This window comes from Pseudomonas sp. AC247 (genome assembly GCF_979258015.1).
Map to the genome: position 1 here is coordinate 4,538,538 of NZ_OZ409829.1, position 17,668 is coordinate 4,556,205.

Annotated in this window: 17 protein-coding genes; 7 read left to right on the plus strand and 10 right to left on the minus strand. The window is 58.5% G+C overall.

Annotated elements, in window-relative coordinates; translation table 11 throughout:
* Nucleotides 1-49: 49 nt before the first annotated feature.
* Nucleotides 50-1,534 (plus strand): APC family permease, encoded by a 1,485-nt coding sequence (locus tag ACZZ0B_RS20695; protein ID WP_463546130.1) that lies wholly within the window; start codon nt 50-52, stop codon nt 1,532-1,534.
* 58 nt (nt 1,535-1,592) lie between these two features.
* On the opposite strand, the gene ACZZ0B_RS20700 is transcribed toward ACZZ0B_RS20695, so the two are convergent.
* A complete protein-coding gene (locus tag ACZZ0B_RS20700) occupies nt 1,593-2,150 on the minus strand; it encodes a hypothetical protein (RefSeq protein WP_098967395.1) in 558 nt (185 codons plus the stop codon).
* A gap of 443 nt (nt 2,151-2,593) precedes the next feature.
* On the opposite strand from ACZZ0B_RS20700, the gene ACZZ0B_RS20705 reads away from it, so the two are divergent.
* From ACZZ0B_RS20705 to ACZZ0B_RS20715, 3 genes are all read left to right on the plus strand, one after another.
* Entirely contained in the window at nt 2,594-3,100 is a 507-nt protein-coding gene (locus ACZZ0B_RS20705) for a BRO-N domain-containing protein (RefSeq protein WP_463546131.1), read from the plus strand.
* Nucleotides 3,101-3,303: 203 nt separating this feature from the next.
* Entirely contained in the window at nt 3,304-3,561 is a 258-nt protein-coding gene (locus ACZZ0B_RS20710; protein WP_463546132.1) for a CopG family ribbon-helix-helix protein, read from the plus strand.
* Nucleotides 3,530-3,820: a type II toxin-antitoxin system RelE/ParE family toxin gene (locus ACZZ0B_RS20715; protein ID WP_463546133.1), complete on the plus strand. Its 291-nt coding sequence runs from the start codon at nt 3,530-3,532 to the stop codon at nt 3,818-3,820. The genes ACZZ0B_RS20710 and ACZZ0B_RS20715 overlap by 32 nt, the downstream gene beginning before the upstream one ends.
* Before the next feature lie 38 nt (nt 3,821-3,858).
* Here ACZZ0B_RS20715 and ACZZ0B_RS20720 read toward each other — a convergent pair whose 3' ends face one another.
* Nucleotides 3,859-4,044: a hypothetical protein gene (locus ACZZ0B_RS20720; RefSeq protein WP_008081608.1), complete on the minus strand. Its 186-nt coding sequence runs from the start codon at nt 4,042-4,044 to the stop codon at nt 3,859-3,861.
* A gap of 403 nt (nt 4,045-4,447) precedes the next feature.
* On the opposite strand from ACZZ0B_RS20720, the gene ACZZ0B_RS20725 reads away from it, so the two are divergent.
* Nucleotides 4,448-6,076: a glucan biosynthesis protein D gene (locus tag ACZZ0B_RS20725; protein WP_440093410.1), complete on the plus strand. Its 1,629-nt coding sequence runs from the start codon at nt 4,448-4,450 to the stop codon at nt 6,074-6,076.
* A 206-nt stretch (nt 6,077-6,282) separates the two neighbouring features.
* Here ACZZ0B_RS20725 and ACZZ0B_RS20730 read toward each other — a convergent pair whose 3' ends face one another.
* From ACZZ0B_RS20730 to ACZZ0B_RS20740, 3 genes are all read right to left on the minus strand, one after another.
* Nucleotides 6,283-7,389 carry an NADH:flavin oxidoreductase/NADH oxidase gene (locus tag ACZZ0B_RS20730; RefSeq protein WP_463546134.1) on the minus strand — a complete coding sequence of 369 codons (1,107 nt, stop codon included), beginning with the start codon at nt 7,387-7,389 and terminating at the stop codon, nt 6,283-6,285.
* Nucleotides 7,390-7,642: 253 nt separating this feature from the next.
* Nucleotides 7,643-9,352, minus strand: a complete 1,710-nt coding sequence (recJ, locus tag ACZZ0B_RS20735) for a single-stranded-DNA-specific exonuclease RecJ (RefSeq protein ID WP_463546135.1) — start codon at nt 9,350-9,352, stop codon at nt 7,643-7,645.
* Between the two features lie 55 nt (nt 9,353-9,407).
* On the minus strand, nt 9,408-9,950 hold the full coding sequence (locus ACZZ0B_RS20740) for a YaeQ family protein (protein WP_007908961.1): 543 nt from the start codon (nt 9,948-9,950) through the stop codon (nt 9,408-9,410).
* Between the two features lie 146 nt (nt 9,951-10,096).
* Between ACZZ0B_RS20740 and ACZZ0B_RS20745 the strand changes: the two genes are divergently transcribed.
* Both ACZZ0B_RS20745 and ACZZ0B_RS20750 read left to right on the plus strand, forming a co-directional pair.
* A complete protein-coding gene (locus tag ACZZ0B_RS20745) occupies nt 10,097-11,296 on the plus strand; it encodes a CaiB/BaiF CoA transferase family protein (RefSeq protein ID WP_463546136.1) in 1,200 nt (399 codons plus the stop codon).
* Nucleotides 11,250-12,203 (plus strand): TIGR02285 family protein, encoded by a 954-nt coding sequence (locus tag ACZZ0B_RS20750; protein ID WP_463546137.1) that lies wholly within the window; start codon nt 11,250-11,252, stop codon nt 12,201-12,203. Before ACZZ0B_RS20745 ends, ACZZ0B_RS20750 begins: the two co-directional genes overlap by 47 nt.
* Nucleotides 12,204-12,379: 176 nt before the next feature.
* Here the strand turns inward: ACZZ0B_RS20750 and ACZZ0B_RS20755 are convergent, their stop codons facing one another.
* The 5 genes from ACZZ0B_RS20755 to ACZZ0B_RS20775 form a co-directional block, all read right to left on the minus strand.
* Nucleotides 12,380-12,661, minus strand: a complete 282-nt coding sequence (locus tag ACZZ0B_RS20755; RefSeq protein WP_008081618.1) for a DUF3509 domain-containing protein — start codon at nt 12,659-12,661, stop codon at nt 12,380-12,382.
* A 166-nt stretch (nt 12,662-12,827) separates the two neighbouring features.
* Nucleotides 12,828-13,235, minus strand: coding sequence for a response regulator (locus ACZZ0B_RS20760; RefSeq protein WP_463546138.1), 408 nt, complete (start codon nt 13,233-13,235; stop codon nt 12,828-12,830).
* 117 nt (nt 13,236-13,352) lie between these two features.
* Nucleotides 13,353-14,723, minus strand: coding sequence for a transporter substrate-binding domain-containing protein (locus tag ACZZ0B_RS20765; RefSeq protein ID WP_463546139.1), 1,371 nt, complete (start codon nt 14,721-14,723; stop codon nt 13,353-13,355).
* A 120-nt stretch (nt 14,724-14,843) separates the two neighbouring features.
* The gene (gene thrC, locus ACZZ0B_RS20770; protein WP_008081622.1) at nt 14,844-16,253 is read right to left on the minus strand and encodes a threonine synthase; all 1,410 of its coding nucleotides are present in this window, start codon (nt 16,251-16,253) and stop codon (nt 14,844-14,846) included.
* Nucleotides 16,254-16,362: 109 nt separating this feature from the next.
* Nucleotides 16,363-17,667 carry a homoserine dehydrogenase gene (locus ACZZ0B_RS20775; RefSeq protein WP_007908972.1) on the minus strand — a complete coding sequence of 435 codons (1,305 nt, stop codon included), beginning with the start codon at nt 17,665-17,667 and terminating at the stop codon, nt 16,363-16,365.
* Nucleotide 17,668: the final 1 nt, after the last annotated feature.

Genomic DNA, 17,668 nt, shown 5'->3' on the forward strand with positions numbered 1-17,668 from the left:
CACGGCCTCGGCCATCCGAAATCTGCCGATTTCACGGAGCAAAACACACATGAGTTCCTCACCCGATCTCGCCACAGCCGTTGCCGACAGCGATGCCGAACAACTGCGCAAACTGGGCTACACCTCGAACTTCAACCGCAGCATGAGCCTGTGGGAAAACTTCGCCTTGGGCTTCACTTATCTGTCACCGGTCGTAGGGGTTTATACCCTCTTCGGCCTGTGCCTTGCCGCTGGCGGCCCACCGATGTTCTGGGCCTACTTGCTGGTGGGTTGCGGCCAATTGCTGGTATGTCTGATCTTCGGCGAAGTGGTTTCGCAGTTCCCGATCTCCGGCGGTGTTTACCCTTGGGCACGCCGATTGGTCGGTAAGAAATGGGCATGGATGGTCGGCTGGATCTACTCCATCGCCCTTTGCGTCACCATCGCTGCCGTTGCGGTCGGCGCTGGCCCGTACCTGGCCGCCATGCTTGGTTTCGAGCCAAGCAACAACACCAACATCGTCATCGCCCTGGTGCTGACCCTGTTCGCCACACTGGTCAACCTCAGCGGCACCAAAGTGCTGGCGCGCATCGCCATGTTCGGCTTCCTCTGCGAACTGGTTGGCGCGGTGATCGTTGGCGTTTACTTGTTGGTGTTCGAACGCCATCAACCGCTCAGCGTGCTGTTTAACACCTTCGACATCAGCGTCGACGGCTCATACCTGCCGGCGTTCCTCACCGCATCGCTGGCGGGGATGTTCCTCTACTACGGCTTCGAGGCCTGCGGCGACGTCGCCGAAGAAACCCCGAACCCGAGCGCAAAAATCCCGGTGGCCATGCGCATGACCATCTACATCGGCGGCATCGCGGCGATGTTCGCCTGCCTGGCGCTGATCCTCGCCGTGCCGGACATGCAAGCAGTAATCAACGGCACCGACAAAGACCCGGTCACCACCATCCTCAACAATGCCTTCGGCCCGGTCGGTTCGAAAGTAGTGATGGGCGTGGTGATGATTTCCTTCATCTCCTGCGTCATCAGCCTACAAGCCGCGGCGAGCCGTCTGCTTTATTCCTACGCTCGCGATGAAATGGTCATCGGCAGCCGACTACTGAAAAACATTTCTCCTACAACCCAAGTACCGGTTGCCGCACTGTTCGTGTCCGGCGTCCTGCCGGCCCTGATCATCGCCCTCGGCTTCTACCTGCAAGACGCCGTGGCCACCATCGTCAGCTTCGCCGCCATCGGCATCTATCTCGCCTTCCAGATGATCGTCCTGGCCGCGCTGTACGCCCGCAGCAAAGGCTGGAAACCGAGCGGCAAATTCACCCTCGGCGCATGGGGCTGGCCGGTGAACATCGGCGCGCTGGTGTACGGCGTTGGCGCAATCATCAACATGGCCTGGCCACGCACACCGGATGCGGCGTGGTATGTGAACTATGCGATGGTGTTGAGCACGGCGATCGTGATTGGCTTGGGCCTGGTTTATATGTGGATTGGCAAGCCGTATGACCATGGCAAGGCGCCGGCTGGAGATGCTTGGAAGGTGAGTCGCTAAGAGCGTTTGATCCCGGCACCGACAAGGTGCCGGGGTTCAGGCAAGCCGTGAAACGTCATCAAAAAGAAAGCTCCGCCTGATCGTGCTTCAACAGGGAAATACGGTCGAACAATTTGATTTTTTCATTGGCTTTTTGCTTGGCGTGATCGGACATGAATGCAATCAATTCTTCGAGCTGACTGACGTCTCCGACCACTTTGAATTCCTTTTCCTTGTTGACGAAAACAAGCGACTTCTTCTTTCTCGACAACAGTTCAATGACGTTACTGAGCGTACCGGTGCTTTTTGCGTCCCAGATCATCAAACCGTAGTCAGCTGCCTCAGCCATGACAACGTCTTTCTCGGTGAAGAAGGCTCTCGACCCCTTGGAATGCTTGGAGTCGACTGTTCTGGCGGGCCACTGTCCAAGGTTATTCCTCGGAGCAGAACCGCTGCAGAACACTGTGGTTTTGGATCGTTCGAGACTCAGCAGGTACTCCTGAATGGAGGTATCGGCGCCACCTGCATCCCCAACCACCACCTCAAAATCTGACGCGACGATATTATTGATGCGCTCTTTAACCTTCGGATCAAGGTTCTTGATGTTGATAGAGCCAGCAATAAATACAGTGGTCATTGAATTCAAATCATCTGCAGCGCTTCTAGAGATTCATATGAATAACGGAAAAAATGCCGGTCAGGGATGGGCTCACCGTCATCAGTGCAAAATCAGGCATTTCCTACAGATACGGCCTTCTTGAAAAAGCCCCATTTCCTACGCTGTGCGTCGAAAGAGTAGACTTGTCGCCGCAAGCGCCTGACCGATAGGCTTCATCCCGTCGCTGTTAATTCAGCGACCCGGAGTCGAAGCCGGAAACTGTCAACGCGGTGCTTGCATGCCCTCCATTGAACTGTGGCTGTCACAGCTTCAGTTTTGCTTTATGGCGGGCCGTGTGGCGCGGGCCTTCTGGCTTTTCCGTGTTTGACTGGAAGTATCCCGACTTCGAACGCCACACGGTTCGCCACCCAACTTGTCGAAGAGTTGATGGCGACTTTCCTACTCAAACCGGAAGTCACTACATGTCTGCGCAAATCCAAAATTCATCGTCGACCCACTTCACCCCCACCATCTTCACCCGCCACAACCGCTTCCTCCACGCCTTCATGCAAGACCACGAAGCTTGGTTCTGCGTTCAGGATCTCGGTCGCTTGATGGGCTATCCGCTGAACGAACGCCTCACCCTGAAACTTGATCCCGACCAGCGTCGCAATGTCCTCCTGCGCAAGGACGGCGAAATCATCGATTGCGCGATGGTCAGCGAGTCCGGACTGTTCGCCCTGCTCGTTCACCACGTCGTCCCGGAAAACCGCTACCTGCGCCAATGGCTGAGCCACGAAGTCATCCCGATGCTGCGCGAAACCCATTCAAGTCCAGAGGAAAACCACCCGAGCCTGAGTTCGATGCATTGGGCGGGCGTCACCGTGCCGCTGCTGCACTGGCAACAGCAGGCGTGGGTCAAATGGCGGGATGTTCCAGAGTTAATAAACGGTCAGCGGCCATTCCCAGTTCAGGGGACTTGTAACTAATTCCTCGTCAAAACTAGTCTATCTCTGGCGTCGATTCTGACGTCAGAGTGTTACGCCAAGCATTTCGCAACACATCTCGACGCTTCGTTCCGCTCTGGCCCGCTACAGTTTTCTTGGACTGTCGCACGCTCACTGGTTGACGAAGCTCTGGCAGCAGCCTAGGGTGTTTACGTCGTTTACAACGTATACATAGGAATTCTGACATGGCCTCGCCAGTTCTATCTTTCCGCGTCGAAGAATTGTTGGCACAGCAGCTGGATGAACTGGCTGCGGCAACGGACAGAGACCGTCAATACCATCTCAAGCGTGCACTGGTTCGATACGTAGAAGCCGAATCATGGCATCTACAAGCTATCAGCGAAGGTATCGCAGATGCCGATGCTGGAAATCTCACCGATCTGGATGCCGTGAAGGCTAAGTGGGCAATACGTGCCGAACGTAGTACTGACAAAAAGGGCTGAAAATGATCTCGATGTTATCCATGAGTACTACCAAGGCCTTTTAGGTTCAGAGGGCTCCTTAGAAATCATCGATTCGATTCTTAAAACGTTTCGTCAACTTGAACAATTTCCTGGATCAGGGAGGCCGTCGGTCGCCCCCGATATTCGAGAGTTGGTGATGACTCACTATCCATTTATTGCCCCCTACCGGTTGATGCACGGTCGCATTCAAATACTTCGTGTTCTACACCAGCGGGCAGAACGATCGCGGGATTGGTGAACCAGCCGTAAAGGACGGCTGGTTACTTCACACCTCCCTCAAAACCGCGAAACACTCCGCATCGCATCCACCAGATACCGCATCGCGATCCGGTCACTTTCCGAAAGCTCCCGATAGCGCTCCACCAGTTTCAGTTCCTCAGAGCTCAACCGGCGCCTTCTGCGTCCGCTGCCCAGGCAGGGGAAGATGCCCAGCATGTCGGTGATGCCTTGTATTTTTGCCATGGACGATGTCCTTCTCTAGTACTGCAAAGAATTGCTTAAACACCACGTCGCCCTGCCCCTTACAGCAGCGCCGTGTGCCCTGCCGGCCAAATGGATCGCGCCGGCCATGCCCATAGAATAGAAATAAATTCGCCGCTGAAAAGCGGTTTTTAGAGTAATTAGTCAAGAAAAGCAGATATGCCGTGTAAATCAGAACGTCCTGTCAGATTTTTAACCGACATGTCTTGTTTCATTGACACACTGGCGCAGTGAATCAACGAATTTTGCATTGCGAGCGAACCGTTTAAGCTAGCCGGCATCTGTTTATAGTCCGTTGCGTTTGGCCGAAGGCTTGTCCGAACCGTTATTTCTGATCCAGCACGTGCCAGGAACGGCGCGGGATTGCACACGACAGGTTGTATTTATGCACCGCAGGAATTTGCTCAAAGCGTCCATGGCCATTGCGGCTTACACCGGTCTTTCGGCCACCGGCCTGCTGGCGACCCGTGCGTGGGCGGCCAGTGGCGGCGCCGCTGATGGCGAGGCGCAGGCGTTTGACTTCGAAGCGCTGAAGCGCCAGGCCAAGCAACTGGCTGGCAGTGCCTATCAGGACACTAAACAGGTGCTGCCGCCGACGCTGGCGACCATGACGCCGCAGAATTTCAACGCGATCCGCTACGACGGCAATCATTCGTTGTGGAAGGAAAACAAGGGCCAACTCGACGTGCAGTTCTTCCATGTCGGCATGGGTTTCCGCCAGCCGGTGCGCATGTACAGCGTCGACCCGAAGACTCGTACCGCGCGTGAAGTGCATTTCCGCCCGGCGCTGTTCAACTACGAGAACACCTCGGTCGACACCCAGCAGCTCAAGGGCGACCTGGGTTTTGCCGGCTTCAAGCTGTTCAAGGCGCCGGAACTGGATCGCCACGACGTGGTGTCGTTCCTCGGCGCCAGCTATTTCCGTGCGGTGGATGCGTCTGGCCAATATGGCCTCTCCGCACGCGGTCTGGCGATCGACACTTACGCCAAGAAACGCGAAGAATTCCCTGACTTCACCAAGTTCTGGTTCGAGACGCCTGATCAGAACGCCACGCGTTTTGTGGTCTACGCCCTGCTCGACTCGCCGAGTGCGACCGGCGCGTATCGCTTCGACATCGATTGCCAGGCCGAGCGCGTGGTGATGGAGATCGACGCGCACATCAATGCGCGCACCGCCATCGAGCAACTGGGCATCTCGCCGATGACCAGCATGTTCAGCTGCGGCAACCACGAACGACGCATGTGCGACACCATTCACCCGCAAATCCATGACTCGGATCGCCTGGCGATGTGGCGCGGCAACGGCGAGTGGATCTGCCGTCCGCTGAACAACCCGGCGACTCTGCAATTCAACGCGTTTGCCGATACCGATCCGAAAGGTTTCGGTCTGGTGCAGACCGACCATGAGTTCGCCAACTATCAAGACACCGTCGACTGGTACAGCAAGCGTCCGAGCCTGTGGGTAGAACCGACCACCGCATGGGGCGAGGGCTCTATCGATCTGCTGGAAATCCCTACGACTGGCGAGACGCTCGATAACATCGTGGCGTTCTGGACCCCGAAAAAACCGGTGGCTGCCGGTGATTCGCTGAACTATGGCTACAAGCTTTACTGGAGCGCTCTGCCGCCGGTGAGCACGCCGTTGGCGCGGGTGCAGGCGACTCGTTCCGGGATGGGCGGTTTTGTTGAGGGTTGGGCACCGGGCGAGCATTACCCGCCGGTGTGGGCGCGTCGTTTTGCTGTGGATTTCACGGGTGGCGGCCTTGATCGATTGCCACAGGGCACCGGGATTGAGCCGGTGGTGACGTGCTCGAACGGCAAGGTGCAGGATTTCAGCGTGCTGGTGCTGGATGACATCAAGGGTTACCGGATTCTGTTTGACTGGTACCCGACCAGTGACAGCGTTGAGCCGGTGGAGCTGCGGTTGTTCATTCGCACCAACGATCGCACGTTGAGCGAGACGTGGTTGTACCAGTACTTCCCGCCGGCGCCGGATAAGCGCAAATACCCTTGATGTTTCTTTAGCGTCTGATTGGGCCTCATCGCGAGCAGGCTCACTCCTACATTTAATCTGCGTCGAACACACATTCTGTGTACGGCAGAATCCCTGTAGGAGTGAGCCTGCTCGCGATAGCATCCGCCCAGTCAACACAAAACCACTCACCAAAAACAAAGCCCCGGCCATCACTGCCCGGGGCTTTTTGCTTTATCGCTAATTAATCAATCGCGCAAATCAGACTCATGAATCGGCTGATCACGGTGCGTCGCACGCTGATACTGCGCCGGCCACACCGCTTTGCGTCCACCCAGATCATCGTCGGCATGCAACGGCCAGTACGGATCACGCAGCAGCTCGCGGGCGAGGAAGATGATGTCGGCCTGACAGGTGCGCAGAATATGCTCGGCCTGCGCCGGCTCGGTAATCATTCCCACAGTGCCGGTGGCGATGCCTGACTCTTTGCGTACGCGCTCGGCGAAGCGTGTCTGATAACCCGGCCCGACGGGGATTTCGGCATTCGCTGCGGTGCCACCCGAAGACACATCGATCAGATCGGCGCCAAGCGTGTGCAGGCGTCGCGCCAGCTCCACGGTTTCATCCGGATTCCAGCCGTCCTCCACCCAGTCGGTGGCCGATACGCGAACAAATAACGGCAACTCTTCCGGCCAAACCGCCCTCACTGCCTCAGTCACTTGCAGCACCAGACGAATACGATTTTCAAACGAACCACCGTACTGATCGCGGCGCTGGTTGCTCAGCGGCGAGAGAAACTGATGCAGCAGATACCCATGCGCCGCATGCACCTCAACCACACTGAAGCCGGCCTTGAGCGCGCGTTTCGCGGCATCGACAAACGCCTGAATGACGTCGGCAATCTGCCCTTCATCCAGCTGTTTCGGTTGCGTGTGTTGCGGGTCAAAGGCAATCGGCGACGGTCCGACCGGGGTCCAGCCGCCGTCATCGAGTTTAACGCTGCCATGCTTGCCGAGCCACGGCCGATGGGTGCTGGCCTTGCGCCCGGCGTGGGCCAGTTGAATGCCGGCGACCGCGCCTTGGGAGGTAATGAAGCGAGTGATGCGTTGCAGCGGTTCGATCTGTTCGTCGTTCCACAGGCCAAGGTCTTCGGCGGTGATCCGCCCGTCGGCCGTGACCGCCGTAGCTTCGGTAAATACCAGACCGGCGCCGCCCACCGCGCGGCTGCCGAGGTGTACCAGGTGCCAGTCGTTGGCCAGGCCGTCGACGCTGGAGTACTGGCACATCGGCGAGACGGCGATGCGGTTGGGCAGGGTCAGTTGGCGAAGGGTGAAGGGTTCAAGCAGCAGACTCATGGGGCACCTCTCAAATCAGTGGGCAGGCTCCAGGGTTCTGTTTGAATAGTCGACGAGTGACAGGAAAAAGGTGCAGCACCCGCCCCCGCGGGCAAAAAATTCGACAAGACGTCACAAGGCCAATCAAGCAGTGCTTAGAGCCTAGTCGACAACGGGGGATCGGGGGAAATTCAAGAAAAGATCGCAGCCTGCGGCAGCCCCTACAGAGCGCACTTCTATGTAGGAGCTGCCGCAGGCTGCGATCTTTTGATCTTCAGCGCGGTTCGATATGAGCAATCATCAGTTGAACGGTCTCATTACCCCGAAACTCGTTAACGTCGAGCTTATAAGCCAGTTCAACCCACTTGATCGTCGGATTCGGCCAGATATCCCGGTCAATCCCAAACGCAATACCGTCCAGCTTCACCGAGCCACACTCGCTCTTCAGCACCACTTTCAGGTGCCGCTCACCGACCACCCGCTGCTCAACCAACTGGAACACACCGTGAAACAGCGGCTCCGGGAAGTGCTGCCCCCAAGGCCCGGCATGGCGCAGGGCGCGGGCCAGTTCGAGGTGGAATTCCTCCACCGCCAGCGTGCCGTCAGAGAGCATGCGCCCGGTCAGGTCTTCCTCGCGAAGTTGCCTACGCACTTCAGCGTCGAATGCCTCGGCGAACAGCGGAAAATTCTCCTGCGGCAAGGTCAGACCAGCGGCCATCGCGTGGCCACCGTACTTGGCGATCAGGGTCGGATGCTGCGCTGCAACAACGCTCAGCGCGTCACGAATATGGAAGCCCTGCACCGAGCGCCCCGAGCCCTTGAGCAAGCCATCACCCGCATCAGCGAAGGCAATGGTCGGACGGAAGTAACGTTCTTTCATGCGTGAGGCGAGAATACCGATCACGCCTTGGTGCCACTCCGGATCGAACAGGCACAGACCAAACGGCATCGACTCCACCGGCAAGTCCTTGAGCTGCGCCAGCGCTTCACGCTGCATGCCCTGCTCGATGGATTTGCGATCCTGGTTCATACCGTCCAGTTGCGCGGCCATTTCCCGGGCAACGTTGGCGTCGGCAGTGAGCAGGCATTCGATGCCCAGGCTCATGTCATCCAGACGCCCGGCAGCGTTCAGGCGCGGGCCGACGATAAAACCGAGATCGGTGGAGGTGATGCGAGTGGCGTCACGCTTGGCCACTTCAAGAATCGCTTTGATCCCCGGCCGTGCGCGACCGGCGCGAATTCGCTCCAGGCCTTGATGCACCAGAATCCGGTTGTTGGCGTCCAGCGGCACCACGTCGGCAACGCTGCCCAGCGCGACCAGATCAAGCAGTTCACCGATGTTCGGCTGCGGCTTGTTCTCGTACCAGCCGAGGCTGCGCAACCGCGCACGCAACGCCATCAACACATAAAAAATCACCCCGACGCCGGCCAGTGCCTTACTCGGGAATTCGCAACCGGGCTGGTTCGGATTGACCAGCGCATCGGCCTGCGGCAGTTCTTCGCCGGGCAAGTGGTGGTCGGTGATCAAGACCTTGAGGCCAGCCTTTTTCGCCGCCGCCACACCTTCGACGCTGGAAATACCGTTGTCGACAGTGACCAGCAAATGCGGCTCACGAGTCAAAGCGACTTCGACGATTTCCGGGGTCAGGCCGTAGCCATATTCGAAGCGGTTCGGCACCAGATAATCAACGTGCGCCGCACCGAGCAAGCGCAAGCCAAGCATGCCAACCGTGCTGGCCGTCGCACCGTCCGCATCGAAGTCGCCGACGATGAGGATGCGCTGGCGTTGCTCCAGTGCCGTCACCAGCAAGTCCACCGCCGCATCAATGCCCTTGAGCTGCTGGAAAGGGATCAACCGCGCCAGGCTCTTGTCCAGCTCCGCCTCGGACTGCACGCCCCGCGCCGCATACAGGCGGGTCAGCAGCGGCGGAATATCACCGAGAAACGGCATAGTGGCAGGCAGTTGACGAGGTTCGATACGCATGGGGTGACGGAGACTTCTCTTTAATACGTGGGATTAATCAGCTACAGGCGCGGGATCAGCCGCGCTCACCTTGCAGCCACTGCAACTGGACTTCGTGTTGACCACGGTCGTCGGTGACGAAGATCGTCCCTTCGCTGATCATCACGTCCCACTTGATAACGCGGGGCATGTCCTTGGCCAGGGTTTCCAGCACTTCTTGCGGGACGGCGGCGATGTTGACGTTTTTCAGGTTCTTGATCGCCGGGATCACTTTGGTTTCCCAGACGCGCAGGCTGCCGTAGGCCAGCAGGCTGGTGCGCTCGGTGCGGCGCGAGCACCAGGTCAGGCGATCGGCGTCGGGCTGGCCGACTTCGATCCAGTGCAGAACGCGATCGTCCAAGCTCTTTTCCCACAGCGCAGGTTCATCCACGTCTGACAGACCGCGACCAAACGACAACTGCTCGTTGTACCAGAGGGCGTAGGCCAGCAGCCGCACGGTCATGCGTTCTTCGGTTTCCGAAGGGTGACGGGCGATGGTCTGCTTGACGCTCTCGTAGACGCTGCGGTCGAGGTCGGTGAGGTTCAGTTCAAATTTGTAGGTAGTGGACGGCTGGGCCATGAACGGGCTTCTTGATACGAGGAAAGGCGGCAAGTCTAACCGATGCGGTAGGCAATCATCGAATTGATGGCGATCAACCTGCGGCGTCTGACAGCCGGCTATGTTAAAACGCTGTATCCGCACAGCCTTGTCCTACAGGATTCAGTATGCCGTTCGCCAACAAGCCGCTCAGCGGCGTGAAAGTCATTGAATTGGGTACGTTGATCGCCGGGCCGTTTGCCTCGCGCATTTGCGGCGAGTTTGGCGCTGAAGTGATCAAGATCGAATCGCCGGACGGCGGTGATCCGCTGCGCAAGTGGCGCAAGTTGTATGAAGGCACGTCACTGTGGTGGTTCGTGCAGGCGCGCAACAAGAAGTCGCTGACGCTGAACCTCAAGCATCCTGATGGCCTGGCGATCCTGAAAAAACTGCTCAGTGAAGCCGACATTCTCATCGAAAACTTCCGCCCCGGCGTCCTGGAAAAACTCGGCCTGAGTTGGGAAACCCTGCACGCGCTGAACCCGAAACTGGTGATGGTGCGCCTGTCCGGTTTCGGCCAGACCGGGCCGATGAGAGATCAGCCAGGCTTCGGCGCGGTTGGCGAATCCATGGGCGGCTTGCGTTACATCACCGGTTTTGAAGACCGCCCACCGGTGCGCACCGGGATTTCCATCGGCGACTCGATTGCCGCACTGTGGGGCGTGATCGGTGCGCTGATGGCGCTGCGTCATCGTGAGGTCAACGGCGGCACTGGGCAGGTGGTTGATGTCGCTTTGTATGAAGCTATTTTCGCGATGATGGAAAGCATGGTGCCGGAGTTCGATGTGTTCGGTTTTATTCGCGAGCGCACCGGCAACATCATGCCCGGCATCACCCCCTCCTCGATTCACACCAGCGCCGACGGCAAGCATGTGCAGATCGGCGCCAACGGTGATGCAATCTTCAAGCGCTTCATGCTGATCATCGGCCGCGACGATCTGGCCAATGATCCGACGCTGGCCAGTAACGACGGCCGCGATAATCGCCGCGACGAGTTGTACGGCGTGATCGATCGCTGGGTCAATTCGCAACCGCTGCAAACCGTACTTGACCTGCTCAATCAGGCCGATGTGCCAGTCAGCCGGATCTTTAGCGCCGAAGACATGTTCAATGACCCGCAATACCTGGCTCGGGAAATGTTCCTGCACGCCAAGCTGCCGGACGGCAAGGACTTCAAGATGCCCGGCATTGTGCCGAAACTCTCTGAGACACCGGGCTCCTCCGAATGGGTCGGACCGCAGCTCGGTGAACACAATGCGCAGGTACTCAACGATCTTGGTTATGACGAGACACAGATCGCTCGCCTGCGCGAAGACGGAGCCATTTAAGCTGAAGCGCCGGCAGACATCGCACGCCAACCGCGCCCACCATTGGTGGACGTGGCGGCTGTTCGGCCTGTTGTTTCTGCTGGCCCTGTCGACCGGGGCACAGGCTAAGCCGACGTTGATCTGGTTGCTGCGCGACCTGCCGCCCCTGACGATTTTCGAAGGCCCGAAAAAGGGCCAGGGTGTGATCGACCAATTGATGCCGCTGCTGATCGCCGGCATGCCGCAATACGAACACACGCTGATGCGGGTCAACCGCGCCCGTGGTCTGCAAATGCTCCACGAAAACCCGTTCGCCTGCGATCCCGCGCTGTTGTGGAACAAGGAACGTGCGCAGTGGGTGGCGTATTCGATCCCGGCGATTCGCGCTGTCGGCAACGGCCTGGTGGTGCGCCAGCAAGATCGCTCGGTGCTCGAACCGTACCTGGTCAACGGTGAAGTGAATCTGTCGGCGCTGCTGGCCGCTACCGAACGCAAAGTCGGGGTGGTGGCGGAACGCAGCTATGGCGAATTCATCGACAGCCTGTTGCATCAAGCGCCCAGCGCCGCGCTGACCGCACATTACGGCAACGATGCCCTGACCAATCTGCTATCGATGCAGCGTCTGGGTCGGCTGCAGGTGGTGTTGGGTTATTGGCCGGAGATTCGCTATCAGGCGAAACAGGCGCAGATCAATGAAGATGAACTGGAGTTCTATCTGATCCAGGGCAACGGCAAATACCTGTCAGGTTATGTCGCCTGTTCCGACACTACGCAGGGGCGTCAGGCGATTACCGAGATCAATCATCTGCTGCGCACCCTGCCCCATGAACACCTGAATCAGCTCTACGCCGCATGGCTGGACCCCGACCGACGTGAGGATTATTTGCAGGAAGCCCGTACATTTTTCGAGCATCAAGCCGCGCAATAGGCAAACGCCGGACAAAAGAAACCCCGAGAAGTGGGGAGACGACTCGGGGTTAAACGTGGCCTACATAAAGACCAGTAGCAGCAAGCGACAAGCACCGGAGCACAATGCTTGATCCTGCTGTTACTGGGTCTGACTGACAGGGATGCAGGAAGGTTCCCACAAAAAATATTTCATCTTTACAGCGCCGCACGTTTATCCAGCGCCGCGTTGCGCAATGCCGCAATCACACAGGGTTCCAGTCGCCCTTCGGCGATCAGCACGTCACGGTGCAAACCGTCGACGACATCGGTCAGCAAGCGCTTGTCGCTCAACTGCGCCTGATTGAATTCGCGTTCAACCACAATGGCGCCGTTGCTGTTCTTCAGGGTCACCAGGCATTCGCCATGGCTGCCACGAGGGGTCAACGTCACTTGATACGGGCTCAGAGCCTCACCGAGCAATAGACTGATACTTTCCATCTCGATCTCCACTCATTAGTCCGAAAACATAGTGCCTGGGGCGTGTTCACAATAAATGACCACCGGCCCGAGAAGAAAGTTCTGCCTGCCAATGGCTACTTCCGTGGAGCGTCACCGGTCTTGCAGAGCATGCACGGTGAAGATGACAGAAAAATAACGCCGCGCTTCAGACCTCCAGTGGCTGATGCAGGGCGTTCAGGTAGCGGTCGAGCAAATCACGCATGAGTACGGCTGAAACCGGGGTCTGCAAACGTCCGAGCAATTGCAGGGGGTGTTGCTGCAATAAGCGCTCGAGGTCGTTCTGCAGGCTGGGTGCGACCGTACCGAGAAGAACCAGCGCTCGCGCTTGCCGCTCGACCGCCAGATGCTGAATCAATGCGACGCCATCACCGCCCTTGAGTTGCGGATCGCAGATCGCGATATCGACCGCGCCTCGGTGCCCCAGAGAACACAAGGCTGCGGCCAGCGAAGGCGCGGTCAGCACGTTGTAGATACCGACGGCATTGAGCATCTGGTGCAGCGCCATCAATTGAAAGGGGTTGTGTTCAAGAATCAGGACTTTGAGCGAGCGCATGAGCAACCTCGGAAACGGCAGGTGCGGACTCTCACCGCAGATGCCGTTCACTCTAGGGCAGCCGTCCTCAGCCTCCCATCGGAAAAGTAGTCACGTGTTATAGGACTTTTCCCAAGTTCACCAAGGATGCCGACCCGGTGTGCTCACTCGCCGGTGAGTGATATCAGTCCAGCCTCCGAGCAGACCGCGCAGCTGCCCATCAGCGCTGTAAAACGGCACCGTCCATTGATAGACATCGCGAGGACCGGTCTTGAACTGCAGCTGCCGATTACTGAAGCGTGTCTTGCGCGTGCGCAATTGCTGCATGAATTCATCGTGCAACATCAGCGCCGTTGCCTTGGGCAGCGCATCGACCTCCGGCAGCGAGCGCCCCTGCACTTGATCGAAACGCACCAGGAGCGCCTCTTCGTAACTGCGATTGCACATGATCAACCGCCCGTACAAGTCGCGGACAAATATCGGATCGGGCATCGAATCGATCAGCGCATGCTGAAAGGCTAACTGATCGCCGAGGTCTTTTTCGGCCTGGCAGCGTTGTTTGATCACGGCGCTCAAGCGGCGATTCCAGATCAACGACAGCACGCCAAACAGGCCAATGACGGTCATTGTCCAACAGCCCCAACCCGTGACCCGCTGCCAGATCGAAGGCGCAGGGGTCAGGGAGACGCCGTCCAGCCACTTGAGCCGAATGGCACGCAGCTCCGCCGCAGGAAAAGCCTCGAGCGCCTTGTTGAGGATGCTCAACAGCTCCGGCTGGCCTTTGCGCACGGCCAGGTGATCGGCTTCCCATTTACCCTCCAGCAGTTCGCCGACGCGCAGCAATCCCGAGGGAAACAATTGCGCGCCGATTTCGTTTTCGATGGTGGCGTACGCCTCGCCGCTTTCGACCAACGCCCGCGCTTCAGCGTAGGTTTTGACCGAGCGGATCTCGATCGATGGATAGTCGCGCCGAATGATGCCTTCGAGTGCGTGGCGGCTCGGCAGAACCAGCACGCGTTTGGCCAATTGTTCCAGCGACTGCACCGGCGGCTCACCGATTCGGCCGACAAACACCCAACCGGCGCCGCCAAAGGCGTGGCTGAAATCCAGAAACACTTTGCGTTCATCACTCATCGCCAACGTCGTGCTGATGTCCGCTTCGGCCTTCTCAAGCCGCTCGAGCATGTGATCGGTGGAGAACGACTCCTGATGCACGAACTGCAGCCCCGTCATGGCGCTGATGCGCTGGAGCACTTCGTTGTTCAAGCCGCTCCAGTGAGCATGTTCATCCTGGAACAGGTACAACGGATATTGCACCGATGCGACGATGATCCGAGGGTTGTCGCGGATCCATTGGCGCTCCTTGGCGTCGAGTTCCACGGGCAGAAACTTGCTGCCCTCGACATCGTGCAGCATCAGTTGTGCCGCCACTCCCCAGCGCATGAACCCCAGCATTGCCAATACAAACAGCCCGACCGTCGCCGGCTTCAAATTTCGAAAAAACCACATTGCCACTTCCTTCGTGATCGACTCACCCGTCCTTCGTGGGTGAAAACCCGAGCAGTGTGGCAGCAGAAACAAAAAAGCCCGTCAGGAGACGGGCTTCAAAATGTGACAGCTTTTGCAGGCTTAAAGCGGCTTGCCGCGGTTGCCATGCTGGCTGACAAAGGCTTGCACGGCTTTCAGCTCGTTTGGCAGAACGGTGCAGCGCTCGTTTCGCTCAAACAAATCAGAAAGATGTGCAGGTAGTTCGAGCGCTTTTCCTACACCGGCTTTCTCTACGGCCTCAGGGAATTTCACCGGGTGAGCGGTGCCCAGGATGACCATAGGGATATCCAGGCTGCGACGGCATTCACGCGCAGCTTTGACACCGATGGCGGTGTGCGGATCCAGTACTTCGCCGGTCTGCTCGTAGACTTCTGCGATGGTTTCGCAGGTTTGTGCGTCATCCACGGCCAGCGAATCGAACAGTTTGCGCGCTTCGGTCCAGCGCTCTTGCTCGACGCTGAAACCGCCACCCTGCTTGAACGAATCCATCAGGCCGGCGATCGCTGCACCGTTGCGACCGTGCAGGTCGAACAACAGGCGTTCGAAGTTCGACGAGACCATGATGTCCATCGACGGCGACAGCGTGGCGTGCAGGGTTTCCTTGACGTACTGATTGCCGCTCATGAAGCGGTGCAGGATGTCGTTGCGGTTGGTGGCGACGATCAACTGGTTGATCGGCAGCCCCATGTTGCGCGCCAGGTAACCGGCAAAGATGTCGCCGAAGTTGCCGGTTGGCACCGAGAACGACACCGAACGCGCCGGGCCGCCCAACTGCAGGGCGGCGTGGAAGTAGTAAACGATCTGGGCCATGATCCGCGCCCAGTTGATCGAGTTCACCGCCACCAGACGCGTGCCTTTGAGGAAGCTCTGGTCGGCGAAGCTCGCCTTGACCATTTCCTGGCAGTCATCGAAGTTGCCTTCGATGGCGATGTTGTGGATGTTCTCGCCGAAAATCGTGGTCATCTGGCGACGCTGCACTTCCGACACACGGTTGTGCGGGTGCAGGATGAAGATGTCGACGTTTTCGCAGTGCTTGCAGCCTTCGATGGCGGCCGAACCGGTATCACCGGAAGTAGCGCCAACGATTACGACGCGCTCACCACGTTTTTCCAGCACGTAGTCGAGCAGACGACCGAGCAGTTGCAGGGCGAAGTCCTTGAACGCCAGGGTCGGGCCGTGGAACAGCTCCAGCACCCATTCGTTGCCATTCAACTGACGCAGCGGCGCGACGGCGCTGTGCGAGAACACGCCGTAGGTTTCTTCAAGAATCTTTTTGAAATCGGCGTCCGGAATGCTGCCGGTGACGAACGGGCGCATGACGCGGAAAGCCAGCTCGTGATACGGCAGGCCGGCCCAGGAAGCGATTTCTTCCTGGGTGAAACGTGGCAGGTTTTCCGGAACGTACAGACCGCCGTCGGTCGCCAGACCAGCCAGCAGGACGTCTTCGAAATTCAGGGCCGGTGCCTGGCCGCGGGTACTGATGTAACGCATAAGGGCAAACCTTCGGTTTGGGCCTCAAGCTACGAGCTACAAGCTGCAAGTAAAAGCCAGACCGCTTTTCTCTTGCCGCTTGCAGCTCGAAGCTTGCAGCTGCTTCTATTTAATTCAGGTGCTCGACGCGGATCCGTACGACCGGACCATTCACGCCGGCCAGCGCTTCGAGGGCGGCGATGGCGTCGTTGATGCGCTGCTCGACCACGCGGTGGGTCAGCAGGATCATCGGCACCAGACCGTCGTGCTCTTCGACTTCCTTCTGCATGATCGACTCGATGTTGATGCCGCGCTCCGAGAGGATGCTCGCCACCTGAGCCAACACGCCCGGATGGTCCTTGGCCTGAATACGCAGGTAGTAAGCACTTTCGCAGGCTTCGATCGGCAGGATCGGATGGGCCGACAGCGAGTCCGGCTGGAAGGCCAGGTGCGGCACGCGGTTTTCCGGGTCGGAAGTCATGGCACGAACCACGTCAACCAGATCGGCGATCACCGACGAAGCGGTTGGCTCCATGCCGGCGCCAGCGCCGTAGAACAGCGTCGAACCGGCGGCATCGCCGTTGACCATCACCGCGTTCATCACGCCGTTGACGTTGGCGATCAGACGATCGGCCGGGATCAGCGTCGGGTGTACGCGCAGCTCGATGCCGGCGGCAGTGCTGCGTGCCACGCCGAGGTGCTTGATGCGGTAGCCCAGCGCTTCGGCGTAGTTGACGTCGGCGGTGGTCAGTTTGGTGATGCCTTCGGTGTAAGCCTTGTCGAATTGCAGCGGGATGCCGAACGCGATGGAAGCCAGAATCGTCAGCTTGTGCGCGGCGTCGATGCCTTCAACGTCGAAGGTCGGATCGGCTTCGGCGTAACCCAGTGCCTGCGCTTCGGCCAGCACGTCTTCGAAGGTACGGCCCTTCTCACGCATTTCGGTGAGGATGAAGTTGCCGGTGCCGTTGATGATCCCGGCGACCCAGTTGATGCGGTTGGCGGACAGGCCTTCGCGGATCGCCTTGATCACCGGAATGCCACCGGCCACGGCCGCTTCGAACGCCACGATCACGCCCTTCTCGCGAGCCTTGGCGAAAATTTCATTACCGTGAACGGCAATCAGTGCCTTGTTCGCGGTGACCACATGCTTGCCATTCTCGATGGCCTTGAGTACCAGCTCGCGGGCAACGGTGTAGCCGCCCATCAGCTCTATGACGATGTCGATCTCAGGGTTTGTGGCCACTTCGAAGACATCGTTGGTAATCGCAATACCGGTCGTCTGGAACTGAGGCTTTGGCGTGCGCATGGCAATTTGTGCCACTTCGATTCCACGCCCGGCACGACGAGCAATTTCCTCGGCGTTGCGCTGAAGTACGTTGAAGGTACCGCCACCGACGGTCCCTAACCCACAGATGCCTACTTTGACCGGATTCACT

Coding starts and splice junctions, on each gene's coding strand:
- ACZZ0B_RS20695 (WP_463546130.1), top strand. CDS start 50: ATGAGTTCCTCACCCGATCTCGCCACAGCCGTTGCCGACAGCGATGCC.
- ACZZ0B_RS20730 (WP_463546134.1), bottom strand. CDS start 7,389: ATGAGTCTGCTGCTTGAACCCTTCACCCTTCGCCAACTGACCCTGCCC.
- ACZZ0B_RS20700 (WP_098967395.1), bottom strand. CDS start 2,150: ATGACCACTGTATTTATTGCTGGCTCTATCAACATCAAGAACCTTGAT.
- ACZZ0B_RS20745 (WP_463546136.1), top strand. CDS start 10,097: ATGCCGTTCGCCAACAAGCCGCTCAGCGGCGTGAAAGTCATTGAATTG.
- ACZZ0B_RS20720 (WP_008081608.1), bottom strand. CDS start 4,044: ATGGCAAAAATACAAGGCATCACCGACATGCTGGGCATCTTCCCCTGC.
- ACZZ0B_RS20740 (WP_007908961.1), bottom strand. CDS start 9,950: ATGGCCCAGCCGTCCACTACCTACAAATTTGAACTGAACCTCACCGAC.
- ACZZ0B_RS20765 (WP_463546139.1), bottom strand. CDS start 14,723: ATGTGGTTTTTTCGAAATTTGAAGCCGGCGACGGTCGGGCTGTTTGTA.
- ACZZ0B_RS20705 (WP_463546131.1), top strand. CDS start 2,594: ATGTCTGCGCAAATCCAAAATTCATCGTCGACCCACTTCACCCCCACC.
- recJ (WP_463546135.1), bottom strand. CDS start 9,352: ATGCGTATCGAACCTCGTCAACTGCCTGCCACTATGCCGTTTCTCGGT.
- thrC (WP_008081622.1), bottom strand. CDS start 16,253: ATGCGTTACATCAGTACCCGCGGCCAGGCACCGGCCCTGAATTTCGAA.
- ACZZ0B_RS20725 (WP_440093410.1), top strand. CDS start 4,448: ATGCACCGCAGGAATTTGCTCAAAGCGTCCATGGCCATTGCGGCTTAC.
- ACZZ0B_RS20750 (WP_463546137.1), top strand. CDS start 11,250: ATGACGAGACACAGATCGCTCGCCTGCGCGAAGACGGAGCCATTTAAG.
- ACZZ0B_RS20760 (WP_463546138.1), bottom strand. CDS start 13,235: ATGCGCTCGCTCAAAGTCCTGATTCTTGAACACAACCCCTTTCAATTG.
- ACZZ0B_RS20710 (WP_463546132.1), top strand. CDS start 3,304: ATGGCCTCGCCAGTTCTATCTTTCCGCGTCGAAGAATTGTTGGCACAG.
- ACZZ0B_RS20755 (WP_008081618.1), bottom strand. CDS start 12,661: ATGGAAAGTATCAGTCTATTGCTCGGTGAGGCTCTGAGCCCGTATCAA.